11 protein-coding genes are annotated in these 14,659 nt (G+C 66.7%); 4 read left to right on the top strand and 7 right to left on the bottom strand.

Annotated features, from left to right (window positions below; translation table 11 throughout):
- Window positions 1-95: 95 nt before the first annotated feature.
- Window positions 96-848, top strand: a complete 753-nt coding sequence (locus tag ACQZF9_RS19640) for an SDR family NAD(P)-dependent oxidoreductase (RefSeq protein WP_428310660.1) — start codon at window positions 96-98, stop codon at window positions 846-848.
- Window positions 849-863: 15 nt separating this feature from the next.
- Here ACQZF9_RS19640 and cofD read toward each other — a convergent pair whose 3' ends face one another.
- The gene (gene cofD, locus ACQZF9_RS19635) at window positions 864-1,826 is read right to left on the bottom strand and encodes a 2-phospho-L-lactate transferase (protein WP_428310659.1); all 963 of its coding nucleotides are present in this window, start codon (window positions 1,824-1,826) and stop codon (window positions 864-866) included.
- A gap of 107 nt (window positions 1,827-1,933) precedes the next feature.
- Here cofD and ACQZF9_RS19630 point away from each other — a divergent pair, with 107 nt between their 5' ends.
- Window positions 1,934-3,334 (top strand): MFS transporter, encoded by a 1,401-nt coding sequence (locus ACQZF9_RS19630; protein WP_428310658.1) that lies wholly within the window; start codon window positions 1,934-1,936, stop codon window positions 3,332-3,334.
- Window positions 3,319-4,215 carry a helix-turn-helix transcriptional regulator gene (locus ACQZF9_RS19625; protein WP_428310657.1) on the top strand — a complete coding sequence of 299 codons (897 nt, stop codon included), beginning with the start codon at window positions 3,319-3,321 and terminating at the stop codon, window positions 4,213-4,215. Before ACQZF9_RS19630 ends, ACQZF9_RS19625 begins: the two co-directional genes overlap by 16 nt.
- A 298-nt stretch (window positions 4,216-4,513) precedes the next feature.
- On the opposite strand, the gene ACQZF9_RS19620 is transcribed toward ACQZF9_RS19625, so the two are convergent.
- From ACQZF9_RS19620 to ACQZF9_RS19605, 4 genes are all read right to left on the bottom strand, one after another.
- Window positions 4,514-4,933, bottom strand: a complete 420-nt coding sequence (locus ACQZF9_RS19620) for a PaaI family thioesterase (protein ID WP_428310656.1) — start codon at window positions 4,931-4,933, stop codon at window positions 4,514-4,516.
- A 7-nt stretch (window positions 4,934-4,940) separates the two neighbouring features.
- Window positions 4,941-5,720 carry an SDR family NAD(P)-dependent oxidoreductase gene (locus tag ACQZF9_RS19615; protein ID WP_428310655.1) on the bottom strand — a complete coding sequence of 260 codons (780 nt, stop codon included), beginning with the start codon at window positions 5,718-5,720 and terminating at the stop codon, window positions 4,941-4,943.
- 21 nt (window positions 5,721-5,741) lie between these two features.
- Window positions 5,742-6,788 (bottom strand): hypothetical protein, encoded by a 1,047-nt coding sequence (locus ACQZF9_RS19610; protein ID WP_428310654.1) that lies wholly within the window; start codon window positions 6,786-6,788, stop codon window positions 5,742-5,744.
- A gap of 127 nt (window positions 6,789-6,915) precedes the next feature.
- Window positions 6,916-8,067, bottom strand: a complete 1,152-nt coding sequence (locus ACQZF9_RS19605; RefSeq protein ID WP_428310653.1) for a sulfotransferase family protein — start codon at window positions 8,065-8,067, stop codon at window positions 6,916-6,918.
- 514 nt (window positions 8,068-8,581) lie between these two features.
- On the opposite strand from ACQZF9_RS19605, the gene ACQZF9_RS19600 reads away from it, so the two are divergent.
- Window positions 8,582-11,224 (top strand): TonB-dependent receptor, encoded by a 2,643-nt coding sequence (locus tag ACQZF9_RS19600; RefSeq protein WP_428310652.1) that lies wholly within the window; start codon window positions 8,582-8,584, stop codon window positions 11,222-11,224.
- A 97-nt stretch (window positions 11,225-11,321) separates the two neighbouring features.
- Here ACQZF9_RS19600 and cofE read toward each other — a convergent pair whose 3' ends face one another.
- Both cofE and ACQZF9_RS19590 read right to left on the bottom strand, forming a co-directional pair.
- Complete coding sequence (gene cofE, locus ACQZF9_RS19595; RefSeq protein WP_428310651.1) at window positions 11,322-12,092, bottom strand: coenzyme F420-0:L-glutamate ligase; 771 nt, start codon at window positions 12,090-12,092, stop codon at window positions 11,322-11,324.
- Window positions 12,089-14,605, bottom strand: coding sequence for a bifunctional FO biosynthesis protein CofGH (locus ACQZF9_RS19590; protein ID WP_428310650.1), 2,517 nt, complete (start codon window positions 14,603-14,605; stop codon window positions 12,089-12,091). Before ACQZF9_RS19590 ends, cofE begins: the two co-directional genes overlap by 4 nt.
- Window positions 14,606-14,659 lie beyond the last annotated feature (54 nt).

Genomic DNA, 14,659 nt, shown 5'->3' with positions numbered 1-14,659 from the left:
GTAATTCGTGCTCAGCCGGCGCCTCGGTGCTGGTAATCAACAGCGATGCTCAGCAAAATAGGAGGACAAGAAAACGATATGCGAGGAGAAGCACGGTGAGCAAGACAGCATTGGTGACGGGCGCGGCGGCCGGTATCGGCCGCGCCTGTGCGCTGCGCCTGGCGCGCGACGGTATGGCAGTCGGCGTGCTCGATCTGAATATCGAAGGCTGCGAGAGGGTGGTCGCCGAGATTCAGGCGGCCGGCGGCAAGGCGATCGCGCTGAAAGCCAGCATCGCCGATCGCGCCCAGGTCGTCGCTGCCGTCGCCAAACTGCGCGAGGCTTTCGGCGCGGTCACGGTGCTGGTCAACAACGCCGGCATCACCGGCTTTGCCGCGTTCGAGGATCTGACCGACGCGGCCTGGGACCGGATGATGGAGGTCAACCTCAAAGGTCCGTTCATCGTCACCCAGGTCGTGCTGCCGGACATGAAGGCAGCGAAGTGGGGGCGCATCATCAACCTGTCGTCGTCGAGCGCGCAGACCGGCGCGGTGCGCATGGCGCACTATTCCGCGTCCAAGGGCGCGATCGTCGCGCTGACCCGATCGCTGGCGCGCGAACTCGGCCCGCTCGGCGTCACCGTCAACAACATTCCGCCGGGTTCGGTGATGAACACCGAAATGTCGCAGGCTTCGTCTGCGGCCGGGCAGATGAACATCGCCCAGGACGAGCTGTTGAAGACCTTGCCGGTGCGCCGCACCGGCGAGCCCGAGGACATCGCCGACGCCTGCGCCTGGCTGGCATCGGAGGGCGCCAGCTATGTCACCGGCCAGACCATCGGCGTCAACGGCGGCCGCGTGGTGTCGTAAGGCCGCGTGACGCGCTCAGCTGCGCAGCCGCTGCACGAGCGCGATGCAATGCCGCGCCAGAGCCGCACGATGTTCGGCGGTCTTCATCACCGTCGCTGCGACGTCGAAGCGGGTATCGCCGTCGGCCAGCGCCGCATCGGCCACGTCGACGATCACCGCATCGACGAAGTCCGCATACAGCTCGGCGATGATCCCGGCCTGAGGCTGCACGCCGAGCTCGCGCATGATCTTCGCGGTCGGGCCCTTGATCGCGTCGCCGGCGACGATGGGCGACACCGCGATCACCGGCGCGGCGACGGTGCGCAGCAGCTCGCGCAGCTCGGCGATGGCCAGCATCGGCGCCAGGCTGAGGTAGGGATTGGACGGGCAGACGATGACGCCGGCGAGATCGTCGCCGGTGAGCAGTTCGCGCACCGCCGGCGCCAGCCGCGCCTGAGCCGCCCCGACGAAATCCAGCGCGCGCAGTACCGGCGCGCAGCGCAGGCGCACGAAGTAATCCTGAAACGCGAGCGCACCCTGGTCGGTGTAAACCGTGGTGCGCAGCCGCTGGTCGCTGACCGGCAAGACCGTAACGTCGACGCCGAGCCGGCGCGCCAGCTCGTTGCTGACCTGGCTCAGGCTCAGGCCCTGCGCCAGCAGCTGGCTACGCAGCAGGTGCAGCGCGATGTCGCGATCGCCGAGCGTGAACCAGTCCGGGCCACCGAGGCGGCGCAGCTCGTCGAGCACGCCCAGGCTTTCGTCGGCGCGGCCCCAGCCCTGTTGCGGATGGACCACGCCGGCCAGCGTATACAGCACGGTATCGAGATCGGGGCAGATGCTCAGGCCCAGATGCTCGAAATCATCACCAATGTTGACCGCGACCATCAGCGCCTCGGCAGGCAGCACCTGCGCCAGTCCGTGGACCAGCTTGGCGCCGCCGACGCCGCCGGACAGGGCGAGGTAGCGCGTTGGTTTTTTGGCGGCGGAAAGCGGGGGCATGCGGCGCGGTCCTCGGTGCCATCTTCGATTTGAGCCGTTCGCCGAGACGGTTTTCATCACCACCAGCGCGCCGCGGTGTCGGCGAGCGCAGCGAGACAGGAGTCTGAATGAGCGCACTGGAGTCTGCCAGCCCGGCCGCGCCGGCACAGGCCGCGTATCCATCTTCGGCCGTGGGCTGGTACGCGACCGGCGTGCTGGCGCTGTTGTACTGGTTGTCGGTCCTCGACCGTTTCATCATCGGCCTGATGGTCGATCCGATCAAACGCGATCTCGGGCTGACCGATCTGCAGTTCGGCGTTCTCCACGGCTCGGCATTCGCGATCACCTTCTCGGTGGTGGGCCTGCTCGCCGGTGCGATGGCGGACCGCTTCAATCGCCGCTGGGTGATTTACGCGGGCGTGATGATCTGGTCGGCGGCCACCGCTGCCTGCGGTTTCGCCGCGAGCTTCTGGCACATGCTGTTCGCGCGCGTCGGTGTCGGCGCCGGCGAAGCCACACTGAATCCCTGCGCGACCTCGATGATCACCGACCTGTTCCCGCGCCAGCGCCTGACCACGGCGCTGGCGGTGTACGCGATGGGCTCCACGGTCGGCTCCGGGTGCGCCTATCTGTTCGGCGGCCTGATCGTCAGCCTGGTGTCGAAGTCCGACACCCTGGTACTGCCGCTGGTGGGCGAGGTGCGCTCCTGGCAGGCGACGTTCTTTATCGTCGGCGTACCGGGTGCGCTGCTGTCGCTGCTGATCTTCGCGGTGCCCGAGCCGCTGCGTCGCGGTCGTCGCGCATTGCAGCGCCGCGCCGGCGCGTTCTGGCGCGATGCGGTCGGCTACTACGTCGCGATGCTGCGCTTCATTCGCGGACGCGGGCGTTTCTTTGCGTATCACTACGCCGGCTTCGGTCTGGCGGCGATGATCGTCACCGGTTCGGGCACCTGGTATCCGGCCTACATGGGCCGCAGCTTCGGCTGGAAGGCCGACAGGATCGGCCTGTATCTCGGCATCACGCTGGTGCTGTCCGGCATCGTCGGCAAGCTGATCGGTGGGCTGGCCGTGGACGCGATGTATCGCCGTGGCCGGCGCGACGCGCAGTTCCGCTGGTATGCGGCGGCGCTGCTGCTGGCGACGCCGGCCGGCGTGATCGCGTTCACCAGCAGCAGCCCCTGGCTGTTCCTGGGCTTCATCTGGCTGTTCCTTGCGGTGCTGTCGCCATTTGTTGCCTGCGCCAATGCCGCGCTCAATCTGGTGACGCCGAACGAACTGCGCGGTACCGGCGTCGCGTTCTTCAACGCGACGGCCGGGCTGATCGGCGCCGACGTCGGGCCCATCCTGATCGCCGCGCTGTCCGACAAGGTGTTCGGCGGCGCTGCCAACGGCGGGCGCAGCATCGGCCTGGGGCTGGCCACGGCGGTTGCGATCTGCTGCCCCCTGGCCGCGGCGCTGCTGTTTCTCGGCATGAAGGCGATGCGCCAGGCGGTCATGCAATCGGAGGCGGAAGAATGCAGCGTCAACTGAGCGGGCAGCAGGGCAGGACGACGCAGGTCGACGCCGATATGGCTTTGCGCATCGGCCGCGTGCAACTGGTGCGCAACTCCTGGGATGCGCCGATCGACACCTGCAAGGCCGGCACGCAGCATCACCTGGAGCTGTCGATGCTGCCCCGGGTCGGCGAGCAGCGCGGCTGCTTTCCGGAGCTGTGGGGCGCCGATCGCTTCGAGCCGATCGGCGAAGTGTTTCTGCTGCCGGCCGCGCAGCTGTTTCATGCGCGCAGCCAGTGCCGTCAGCAGCATTCGCTGATCTGCCGGCTCGATCCGCCGGCCGTGGCCGAGTGGTTCGAAGGCGAGCTGCCGTGGACCGAGCGGCGCCTGCGCGGCAGCCTGGACATCGGCAGCACGCGCATCCGCCATCTGCTCGCGGGCATGGCCGCGGAACTGCGCGAGCCGGGCTTCGCCAGCTCGGCGATGATCGAGCTGATGGCGGCGCAGACGGCGATCGAGCTGTCGCGGCACCTGTTCGGCATCGAGCAGCGGGCGCGGCCTGCCGGCGGCCTGGCAGCGTGGCGCTTGCGGCTGATCGACGAGCGCGTCAGCGGCGATCCGCTTGCGCCCTCGCTGTCGGAGCTGGCGCAGCTCTGCGGCGTATCGGTGCGCCATCTGACGCGTTCGTTTCGCGCCAGCCGCGGCTATTCGATCGGCCAGTACCTGGAGGAGCAGCGCATCGCGCATGCCAAGCGGATGCTGGCCGCCGGCCGCAGCGTCAAGGCGGTTGCTTATACCTTGGGCTTCACTGCGCCGACCAACTTCGCCGCGGCGTTCCGACGCGCTGCCGGCGAATCACCACGCCAGTATCAGCAGCAGGCTGGCCGCGCGCGCCTGCAGGCGACCGCGCCGCGCTGAAACCGCGCCACGTGAAGCAACGTTCCGCTAAGGAACCTCTGATCAAGTCCTGCGCGCCCGCGTTGCCCCGGAAATGCCGCCAGGCAAGGCGCGAGTCCCGCGGTTTGGTGATTCCAAACAAGGGACGAGCAACGCGGCATGGCGACATTTCCGGGGCAACCCGAAGGGCCGGCGTCAAAACCGGCACGCTGCGGCGTCAGTCGCTCCTCATGTAGGTCCAATACACATCGTCGCGCCTTCCTTGCATCGCGCCGGTTTTGACGCCGGCGCGGACGTGCAGGACTTGATCAGAGGTTCCCTAAGGCCGCAGCTCCAGCACTTTCCAGATGCCGTCGGCGCTGGCCACGGTCCTGTCCCCCGCCTTGATCAGGCCGCGCACGAACACCATCTGCGAAGTGCGCCGCACCAGCTCCGCCTGGCAGCTGATGAAGTCGCCGACCTTGGGGCTGGCGACGAGCTGGATCGCCAGCTGCGCGGTGACGCAGCGCGTATGGCCGAGCGCGTCGGCCGCGACCCAGCCCAGGCCGATGTCGGCGAAGGTCATCAGCGCGCCGCCGTGCACGGTCTGCTGGTAGTTGGTGTGGCGCTCGTCGGCAAGAAAGCCGACCGCGCGGTCCACGCCCGGCGTGCCGCGCCGCCACAGCGGCGCGATGTAGCCGGTGAAACCGCTGGCTTCCATCGAGGCCCAGCCGGCCGCGCGCAGCGCTTCTGCATCCATGCGCGGCTTACTTCGGCTGCATGCGGATGGCGCCGTCGAGCCGCACGGTTTCGCCGTTGAAGTAACCGTTGCGGATCATCTCCAGCGCCAGGCTCGCGTACTCCGGCGCTTCGCCCATGCGCGGCGGGAACGGCACCATCGCGCCCAGCGCCTGCTTCATCGCCGGCGTCGCGCGCGCCATGGCCGGCGTGTCGAAAATGCCGGGCTGGATGGTGTTGATGCGGATGCCTTCACGCGAGAGATCGCGCGCGATGGTCAAGGTCATGCCGACGATCGCGGCCTTTGCGGCGGAATAGGCAGCCTGGCCCATCTGGCCATCGGTCGCCGCGGCCGAAGCGGTGTTGACCATCACGCCGCGCTCACCGTCGATCGGCTCCAGCGTCATCATGCCGGCCGCCGAGCGCGTCACGCAGCGGAACGTGCCAACCGTGTTGAGCCTGAGCACCCACTCGAACTTGTCCGACGGGAAGATGGAAATCTCGCCGGTGGTCTTGTCCCGCTTGGCGGTGAGAATCGAGTTGCCGCCGCCGGCGCAGCACACCAGCGCGCGCTCCTGGCCGTGGGCGGCGCGCGCCTTGGCGAAAGCGGCGTCGACGCTGTCGTCGCTGAGCACATCGCACTGGCAGAACAGCGATCCGGTGTCGGCCGCGGCCTTTTCGCCGGCCTCGGGGTTGAGGTCGAAGATCGCGACTTTGACGCCGGCCGCACGCAGCGCCTGCACCGTGGCATAGCCCAGGCCCGAAGCGCCGCCGGTGACGACGGCAGCCAGCGATGAGTCGATTTTCATGATGTCTCCTGTTGTATGTTCTTAGCCGATCGTGGTCAGGCTTTCGTGACTGGACCGCTCGACCATGCCGTAGGCGCTTTGCCCATCCCAGGTAAAACACGCCGCGCCCTGCTGCAGGTTCAGGCCGCCGATATCCGGGTTGCCGACACGGAACGTCGACAGCGTGGTGAGGCCTTCGATGCGCGTCAGTCCGAGCTCCGATTGTAGCTCGACCGATACGTCATCGCCTGCAAAAACGATACGCCGCAGGAACGGCGCCTTGACGATGCGCGCCGGGTACAGCTTGCCGTCCTGGTAAACAACAGCGTCGTTGTATGAGTATTCAGTTTGCCCGGCCTGCGGCGGATATGCCAGACAGCCGAAGGCGCGGCCGTCCGGGAACAGCGCCGAAAGCCAGCAATGGCCGTAGAAGCCGTCGAGGCGACGGATGCTCTGGCGATGGATGCGCGTGCCGGTGCCGGTGAAGTCGCGCGTTCTGCCGTCGATCTGCAGCCTGCCGCGGGCGCGGAAGTGGTGCTCGAAGCGGTAGCCCAGGCCCATTGCCTGCGCATTGGCGAGTTCCTGCGCGCTCATCTTCGCGTTGTCGGCGCAGACTTCCTGCACCCAGGCCGGCGTCACCATCGTCATGTCGACGTCGAGCTTCACCGGTGCGGTCCTGCTCGTGGTCTTGAAGCTGCCGTCGGCTTGGTCGGCATGAGTGCCGTCGCGAGCCGGACCGTCGAAGTGCATCGTCCAGCGCCTGAACGGCTCGATGCACCGAAAGCGCAGCGCGCCGGCGCCGATGATCGCCGGCTTGCCGGCGTCGTCGATCGCAGAAGGCGCCGCCGCGCGGCCGGCGCCGCTCATCACCCGGCCGTCGGTAAATGCGAAGTTCGCTTGCAGCAGGCGCTTGTCCCAGGACTGCGACTCGGCCTCGATGCCGCCGCGCGGAAACGCGAACTGGCCGCTGTCGTCGAACAGCCACACCGACACGCTTTCGCGCATCTCCGGATGCTCGGGCTGGCCGGGGAGCACCCAGTCCTTGTCCAGCGCCAGGCCGCCGCTGAGTTGCTGTGGGCTTAGAGTCATGGCTGTCTCCTGCATGCGTTTGATGATTCCACGAAACCCCGTTCGTCCCGAGTAGCCGCTTTGCGGCGTATCGAGGGACCCGAGCACGGTGTGGTCTGCTGGGGACGGACGGGGTTTCTCGTCTACTTCAACTGGAAACGGCGATACCGAAGCGCTCGGTATAGAAAGCAAAGCGTTCGCGAAGCTGGCCGAGGTCGATGCCGAAATCGGCCGCGTCGTAATGGTGCTCGCCGTGCTGGTCGCGCGGCGTGTCGCGGCGCCAGGCCTGCATGCGCTCCAGCGCCTCAGCGCCGAGCGGCTCGCCGAGAAACTGGTAGAGCTTCGCGATCGCCGTGAACGGATCTTTCTGGAACGGCACGAAATGAATGTCGAAGAAACGCGAGTCGTTGCCGGCGTCGCGGAACGCGATCAGCTTGCGCATGCCGAGCTCGCACCAGTGCGCGCTCAGCTCTCCGATATAGGTCTTGTCGACTTGGTCCGACGAGGCCCTGATCAGCTCGTGGTACAGGTCCGCGACCGAAGGAATCACCTTGCCGATATCGCGATGCGTCATCCAGTAGCGCGCGTCGGGGAACACTTCGTCTAGCGCGTCGATGAACACGATGTGGCTGGGATTCTTCAGCCGCCACCTATGCGGCGGGCAGCGCCATTGCAGCAGCTTCAGCACGCGCTTGACGTAGCGATACGTCGGCACCAGATCGGCGTCGTGGTTGAGCCACCGCGCATACGACGGTACCTGCCACAGCGCCTGGAAAAGATGGCTCTTGAAGTCGTAGCCCATATAGGTCTGGCACTCGGTCGGCATCGTCGCCGACGACGGCAGCATCGCCATCTTGCGCGGGAACATCTGCTGGCGCTTCAGCACGAGGCGCTGCGCGATTTCGATGCGCGGATCGCTGAACTCGGTCGCGGTCTCCGGCGGCGGGCAGGGCATCAGCGCCTCCCAGTTGCGGATCGAGCGCACCTGCGGATCTTCGGCGAGCAGGCACGACAGCGCCGTCGAGCCGGTGCGCGGCAGGCCCAGGCCAATCAGCGGCGCCACGATCTGCTGCTCGTCGATTTCCGGATGCAGGCGATACCAGTGCTCGACCTGCAGACGGTTGACCAGCAGATCGACGACCTGCAGGTCGAAGCCGATGCGGCCGCGTTCGCTCAAGCGCGCTTCGCGGTCGACGGCATCGACCAGGCGCTCCAGGCCTTCGCGGAAGCTGTCCTCACCAAAATCGTCGAGCGCGCTCGTCGAGCGCGCCTGGCGCAAAAGCTCGGAAACTCGGCTCACTGGTTCTTGCTCCGTGGCAGCGCACCGGGCGCCGGTTCAGGCTACCCAGCGTCTTTGACTGCGGCAATGCTGCGATCGGCTGCAATCGGGCCCTTGCGATGATGTGGGGCCGGCTGCGTATGGCGGCAGCATTTCAACATCGACGAAAGATGGCCGGATATCGACATTGCGTCGCGGCATCGATATCGATGCACTTCGAATGCTCGAATGGTGAATAAAGCCGGCCGTAGCCTGCTGTGCCGTGTCCTTTAATCGATATCAGACAGCGCGCAAAAGCCCGTCAATTGCTGGCATTTAAATGCCATCAATGTCGGCTTTTCAACGGGTAAAAACCGCGATCATCAGATAATCGACAACTGTGTTGACTGGCAGCGATGCGACGGGTAGCGTTGCGCCAGGTTTGTAACGATTCGTTCGCTAGCGGCGGATGAATGTTCCAGACCGGATGCCAAATAAAGGTCGCCTTCGTTTCGTGGGCGGGCCTAAAAATCACGCGGCGGTGAGGAGAGAATGCATGAGCAGTAGCATCAACAAGGGAAGGCTGTGCGCGACGACTTTGGGCTTGCTGGCCTGCGCGGCCGCAGTGGCCCAGGAGGCCCCGGCGACCGATGTGCCGGTGGCCCCGGCAACCGAGCAGGCAGCGCCGGCCGCCGAGGCAGCTCCCGCTGTAGAGGCTGCCACCGCCGAAGCGCCCGTAACCGCGGACAACACGAATGCGGATGACGGCATCGGCGAAGTCATCGTCACCGCACGCCGCGTGCAGGAACGCCTGCAGGACGTGCCGATCTCGATCACCGTGTTCAACCAGGAACAGCTGACCGATCGCAACGTGAATTCGGGCACCGACCTGGCGACGTACACGCCGTCGCTGTCGAGCAATTCGCGCTACGGCGGCGAGAACGCCTCGTTCGCGATCCGTGGTTTCTCTCAGGAACAACGCACCACGCCGTCGGTCGGCATCTACTTTGCCGACGTCGTCGCACCGCGCGGCGGCAGCGCGGTGCCGGGCGGCGAAGGCGCCGGCCCCGGCTCGTTCTTCGACCTGGCCAATGTGCAGGTGCTGAAAGGCCCGCAGGGCACCCTGTTCGGCCGCAACACCACCGGCGGCGCCGTGCTGCTGGTGCCGCAGAAGCCGACCGGCGCCTATGAAGGCTTCGTCGAAAACAAGCTCGGCAACTACGACATGCAGCAGACCACGGCCGTGGTCAACGTGCCGTTCAATGACAGCGTGCGCTTCCGTCTCGGCGTCGATCGCAATCATCGCGACGGTTATCTGGAGAGCAAGTCCGGCATCGGCCCGACCGACTTTGCCGACGTCGGCTACACCGCGGCTCGCGCCAGCCTGGTGGTCGATGTCACCGAGAACGTAGAGAACTACACCATCGCCTCATGGAGCAAGTCCAGCACCAATGGCGTGATTCCGAAAGTGATCGCGACGATCACCCCCGGTCCGACCACCAACCCGTATTTCGCGCTGCTCGCCAACATGGCCGACGCGCAGATGCAGCGTGAGGCGGACGGTGGCTACTACCGAGTCGGCAACGACGAGAAGGACGCCCACACCGAAACCGAGCAGTACCAGCTGATCAACACCACCACCTGGACGGCGAGCGATACGCTGACGGTCAAGAACATCGCCAGCTACGCGGCGCTGACCAATGATCTGAAAGAAAATCTCTACGGTTCCAACTTCCTGGCTCCGGACGGTAGCCATGAATTCCCGGCGGGTTCGGGCACTTTCCTGAACTACGGCACCGACGCGGTCGGCCGTCCGCAGGACGCCGGCCTGAGCATCTATGGCGTGGGCTCGGCGCCGGCTGCCGGCGGCCACACCGTCGACCAGTCGACTCTGACCGAAGAGCTGCAGTTCCAGGGCAACGCGCTGGACAGCCGCCTGGTATGGCAGGCCGGCGGCTACTTCGAGTACAGCGAGGGCCGTCATCCGAACGGCTCGCGCTCGCAGAACACCGTGCATTGCGACAACCCGGATACGCTCGATTGCTACGACGTGATCGGTGCGCACAATCCGCGGCTCGGCCTGGTCGGCAACGTCGGCTATCAGCTCGGCACGATCGACTACACCGACTTCGGTCTGTACACGCAGTCGACCTATTCGCTGACCGATCAGCTCAAAGTGACCGGCGGCGTTCGCTATACCAACGACAAGGTCGAGTCGGACGCGATCAACGCGCGCTGGCTGTTCGGAGGCCCGGGCTACGATACGCCGCAGCTGTATTGCTCGAACCCCGATACCGGTCAGGCCACCAGCCCGCGCGGTGGTGCACCGGCCGCGTCGCTGGAAGACTGCCGTCTGCAGTACAGCAAAAAAACCGACGCCTTTACCTGGGTGCTGGGACTGGACTACAAGCCGACCGACGACCTGTTGCTGTACGGCAAGTGGTCGCGCGGCTATCGCCAGGGTGGCGTCGCGCCGTACTCGGCATCGGCTGCGATCAGCTATGACGCGGAGCAGGTCGACACTTACGAACTCGGTAGCAAGATCGTGTTCCATGGTCCGGTGCGCGGCACGTTCAACGTCGCGGCGTTCTACAACGACTTCCAGGATCAGCAGCTGTCAAACGGCTTCGCCAGCTCCACCGGCCAGTTGCCCGGCAACGTCGGCATCGTCAATGCCGGCAAGTCGCGCATCTACGGCGCCGAAGTGGAGACGGTGCTGATTCCGGTGCGCGGCGTGAACCTGAGCCTGAGCTACGCCTACCTCAACGCCAAGATCGAGAAAGTCGACACGATTCCGGCCAGCCCGCCATACGACATCACGGTGCCGCTGGCGGTGGAAGGCGATCCGCTGCCGTACACGCCGAAGAACAAGCTGGCGGCGACGCTCGCTTACACCTTGCCGTTCGACGCGAAAGTCGGTGATGTGACGGCAGCAGCGACCTACACCTACCAGAGCAGCTTCCTGGTCAATCGCTCGTCGCCCTACGGCAAGAGTCTGAGCCCGCGCTCGCTGACCAACCTGAACCTGAGCTGGAACTCGATCTACGGCGGTCCGGTGGATGGTGGCCTGTTCGTGACCAATGTGTTCGACAAGGAGTACTACTCCACCGTGACCGGCGGCCTCAACAGCTTCGGCTTCGAGTCGGCGTATCTGGGCGAGCCCCGCATGTATGGCGCCAGGGTGCGGGTGAACTTCTGAGGTTCACTGCGGTAAATAAAAAGGCGCGACTTAGTCGCGCCTTTTTTGTTTGTACCGCCCCGTCGCCGGGCAGGCAGTAAGCCGCCGTGGGTGAGGCTCAGCGAAACAGATCCTGCGTGATCGGCCGGATCAGCTCGGCCGCGCCGTGCTCCTCCTCGCTGAAATATTCCGCCGCGACGCCGCGCGCGATGACCATCGGCCGGCCTTCGGCGGCTTCGCCGCAGACCAGGGTCGCGGTCGCGCAGAGCTGGTCGGCGATCGCCAGCTGCGTGACCTGCAGCGCGCGACCGCTGCGGTCCAGGCGGCCGCGCTGGTCGACCAGCGCCCGCAGGCCCGAGCAGCCGACGCAGACGCCGCAGACGCCCATGCGCCAGGCGCGGCCGAAGCTGTCGGATATCAGCACCGCGACGCGGATGCCGTATTGCTGCTGCAAACTCGCACGCAAGGCGCGCGCGGATGCATCCGGATCCGCCGGCAGCAGCAGCGCGCGCTCGCCCTGCTGCGGCAGGTTGGACTGGTCGATCGCCGCATTGGCGACGACGTGGCCGAGGCGGTGACGCACGATCAGCACGCCGGGCGCGACGCGCAGCACCTCGCTGGATTCGCGCAGCACCAGCTCGACCAGGCGCGCATCCTTGCCGCAGCGCTGCGCCAGGCTGCGCGCCTCGATGCCGGGTTCGATCGCGGCCAGATCGACATAGCGATTCTCCGCCTTGGAAACGATCTTCTGCGCGACCACCAGTACGTCGCCATCGTGCACGGCGGGATTGCCATCATCGAGCTGCGCATGCTGCAGCAGTTGCACGAGATCGTCGCCGGGCTGGACTTCCGGCAGGCCGGCGATCGGCAGGAAAGACAGCGCGCTCACGCCGGCAGCGCAGCGCTGCGGCGCATGACCGGCGCGTTGACGACGTCGCCCAGCGGCGCGGCGATGCAGGCGCGCGCGATGCGCTCGGCGCTGGCATCGCCGTAAAGCGTGGTGCGTTGACGCCAGGGCCGGCCGATGTCGGCGATCAGCCGTTGCATGTCCGCCGGCGCCAGCTCCTGGCCATGCGCGGCGCCGGCGGCGCGGCTGATCGATTCGTTCATCAGCGTACCGCCGAGATCGTTGGCGCCGGCCCGCAGGCAGCGCTGCGCCCACTGCGGCCCGAGCTTGACCCACGAGGCCTGCACGTTGGGGATCAGCGGATGCAGTACCAGGCGCGCCACCGCATGCATCAGCAGTGCCTCGCGCAAGGTCGGGCCGCGGCGCGCGCGCCCGCGCAGGTACATCGGTGCTTCCATGTGCACGAAGGGCAGCGGCACGAACTCGGTGAGTCCGCCCGTGCGCTGCTGCAGGCGGCGCAGCGCCAGCAGATGCCGCGCCCAGTGCTCGTAGCCTTCGACGTGCCCGAACATGATGGTCGACGTCGTCGGCAGCCCGGCGCGATGCGCCTGCTCGACCACGTCGAGCCAGCCCCGAGTGTCGAGCTTGTCCGGTGCCAGCTCGCGGCGGATGTCGTCGTCGAGAATTTCCGCCGCGGTGCCCGGCAGTGAACCGAGCCCGGCGTGCTTCAGCTCGGCGAGAAATTCGCCGACCGAGATGCCGAGTGTCTGCGCGCCATGGCTGACTTCCAGCGGCGAGAACGCATGCACGTGCATCTGCGGCACCGCCTGCTTGGCGGCGCGGCAGATGTCCAGATAAGTCTGGCCGGTGAACGAGGGATGGATGCCGCCCTGCATGCACACTTCGCTACCGCCGCGATCCCAGGCCTCGATCACGCGTCGCCTGATTTCGCCTAGGTCCACCAGGTAAGGCTTGCCGCGCAGCTCCTCGTGCGCACGGCCTTTGGAGAAGGCGCAGAAGCCGCATTTGTACACGCAGATATTGGTGTAGTTGATGTTGCGGACCACGGCATAGCTGACCGTGTCGCCCAGCATTTTCTGGCGCAGTGCATCGGCCGCGCTGCAGACGCTGACGAAGTCAGCACCGCGCGCGGTGAACAGCCCGGCGATTTCATGCTCGGCGAGTTCGACGCCGGAGCTGGCGCGCTGAATCAAATCCGCGATAGAACCCCTCTCCCTCCGGGAGAGGGGCAGGGGTGAGGGACTCGCCGTGATAGCCAAACCTGGTTCGTACTCGGAGCCCCTCACCCGGCGCTGCGCGCCACCCTCTCCCGGAGGGAGAGGGATATCGCGCAGATCGTCGGCGCTCGCTGCCTCCGCGCTGCCTGGTGACCAGACACCGGGACGCGCGAAGCCGGCGCCGTCGGACAGGCGCAGCACCGGCGCCTGCAGTTCGTCTGCGAGCCAGGCGCGGCGCTCGCGCACGTAGCGCGGATAGATCGTGAGTCTTTCCACCAGGTCGCCGCCGCCGCGCGCGGTATCGGCGGCGAGCTGGTCCAGATGCGGCCACGGCGCTTCCGGGTTGACGTGATCCGGCGTCAGCGGCGACACGCCGCCCCAGTCGTTGATGCCGGCCTCGATCAGCTCGGGCAGATCGCCGCCGTACAGGTTCGGCGGCGCCTGGATGCTCATCGCGCTGCCGAAAATCAGCCGCGCGGCGGCGATGGTCCAGCACAGATCGTCCTGCGTCGGCTCGGCCGCGGCGTGCATCTTGGTGCCGGCCTTGGCGCGAAAATTCTGGACGATGATTTCCTGGATGTGGCCATGTCGATCCGACAGCTCGCGCAGCGCCAGCAGCGCATCGATGCGCTCGCGCCGCGTCTCGCCGATGCCGATCAGGATGCCGCTGGTCATCGGCACGCGCGCTACGCCGGCGAGGCGCAAAGTCTCGAGCCGGCGCGCGGGATTCTTGTCCGGCGAGCCGTAGTGGGCGCCGCCGCTCTCGCACAGCCGCGACGAGGTCGACTCCAGCATGATGCCCATTGACGGCGCGACATGACGCAGCCGGTCGAGCTGCTGCGCACCCATCAGGCCGGGATTCAGATGCGGCAGCAGGCCGGTTTCACGCAGCACGCGGCCGGCGATGTATTCGAGATAATCCAGCGTGCTGGCGAAGCCCAGCCGCTTCAGCGCGTCGCGGGCGCTGGCATAGCGTCGCTCCGGCTGATCGCCGAGCGTGAACAGCACTTCCTTGCAGCCCAGTGCCGCGCCTTCGTGTGCAATGCGCAGCACGTCGTCCGGCTCCAGATACGGCTTGGCGAGCTTGCGCGGCGTCTGCGCGAACGTGCAGTAGTGGCAGACGTCGCGGCACAGCTGCGTCAGCGGCACGAACACCTTGCGTGAGTAGCTGATGCGCGTGCCCCAGCCCTGCTCGCGCAGCTCGATGGCCCGCGGTGCGAGAGTGCGCCAGTCGGCGTGATCGAGCAGGGCGTAGGCCTGCTCGGTCGTGGGACGAACGTCGAGCCAGTGCTGCAGTGCCGTTGCGGTGCTGCTCATCGCCAACCTCCAGCTCGGATTCGGTCGCGGGCAAGCCCGCTCCTACGGGTGAGG

Origin of the sequence: Hydrocarboniphaga sp. (assembly GCF_965279055.1) — a bacterium.
Lineage (GTDB): Bacteria > Pseudomonadota > Gammaproteobacteria > Nevskiales > Nevskiaceae > Hydrocarboniphaga.
This window is presented reverse-complemented; position numbering and strand designations above follow the sequence as displayed.

Excerpts from the sequence above, each read along its gene's own strand:
- cofD (WP_428310659.1), bottom strand. The coding sequence starts at position 1,826 with ATGCCCCCGCTTTCCGCCGCCAAAAAACCAACGCGCTACCTCGCCCTG.
- ACQZF9_RS19630 (WP_428310658.1), top strand. The coding sequence starts at position 1,934 with ATGAGCGCACTGGAGTCTGCCAGCCCGGCCGCGCCGGCACAGGCCGCG.
- ACQZF9_RS19625 (WP_428310657.1), top strand. The coding sequence starts at position 3,319 with ATGCAGCGTCAACTGAGCGGGCAGCAGGGCAGGACGACGCAGGTCGAC.
- ACQZF9_RS19620 (WP_428310656.1), bottom strand. The coding sequence starts at position 4,933 with ATGGATGCAGAAGCGCTGCGCGCGGCCGGCTGGGCCTCGATGGAAGCC.
- ACQZF9_RS19615 (WP_428310655.1), bottom strand. The coding sequence starts at position 5,720 with ATGAAAATCGACTCATCGCTGGCTGCCGTCGTCACCGGCGGCGCTTCG.
- ACQZF9_RS19610 (WP_428310654.1), bottom strand. The coding sequence starts at position 6,788 with ATGACTCTAAGCCCACAGCAACTCAGCGGCGGCCTGGCGCTGGACAAG.
- ACQZF9_RS19600 (WP_428310652.1), top strand. The coding sequence starts at position 8,582 with ATGAGCAGTAGCATCAACAAGGGAAGGCTGTGCGCGACGACTTTGGGC.
- ACQZF9_RS19590 (WP_428310650.1), bottom strand. The coding sequence starts at position 14,605 with ATGAGCAGCACCGCAACGGCACTGCAGCACTGGCTCGACGTTCGTCCC.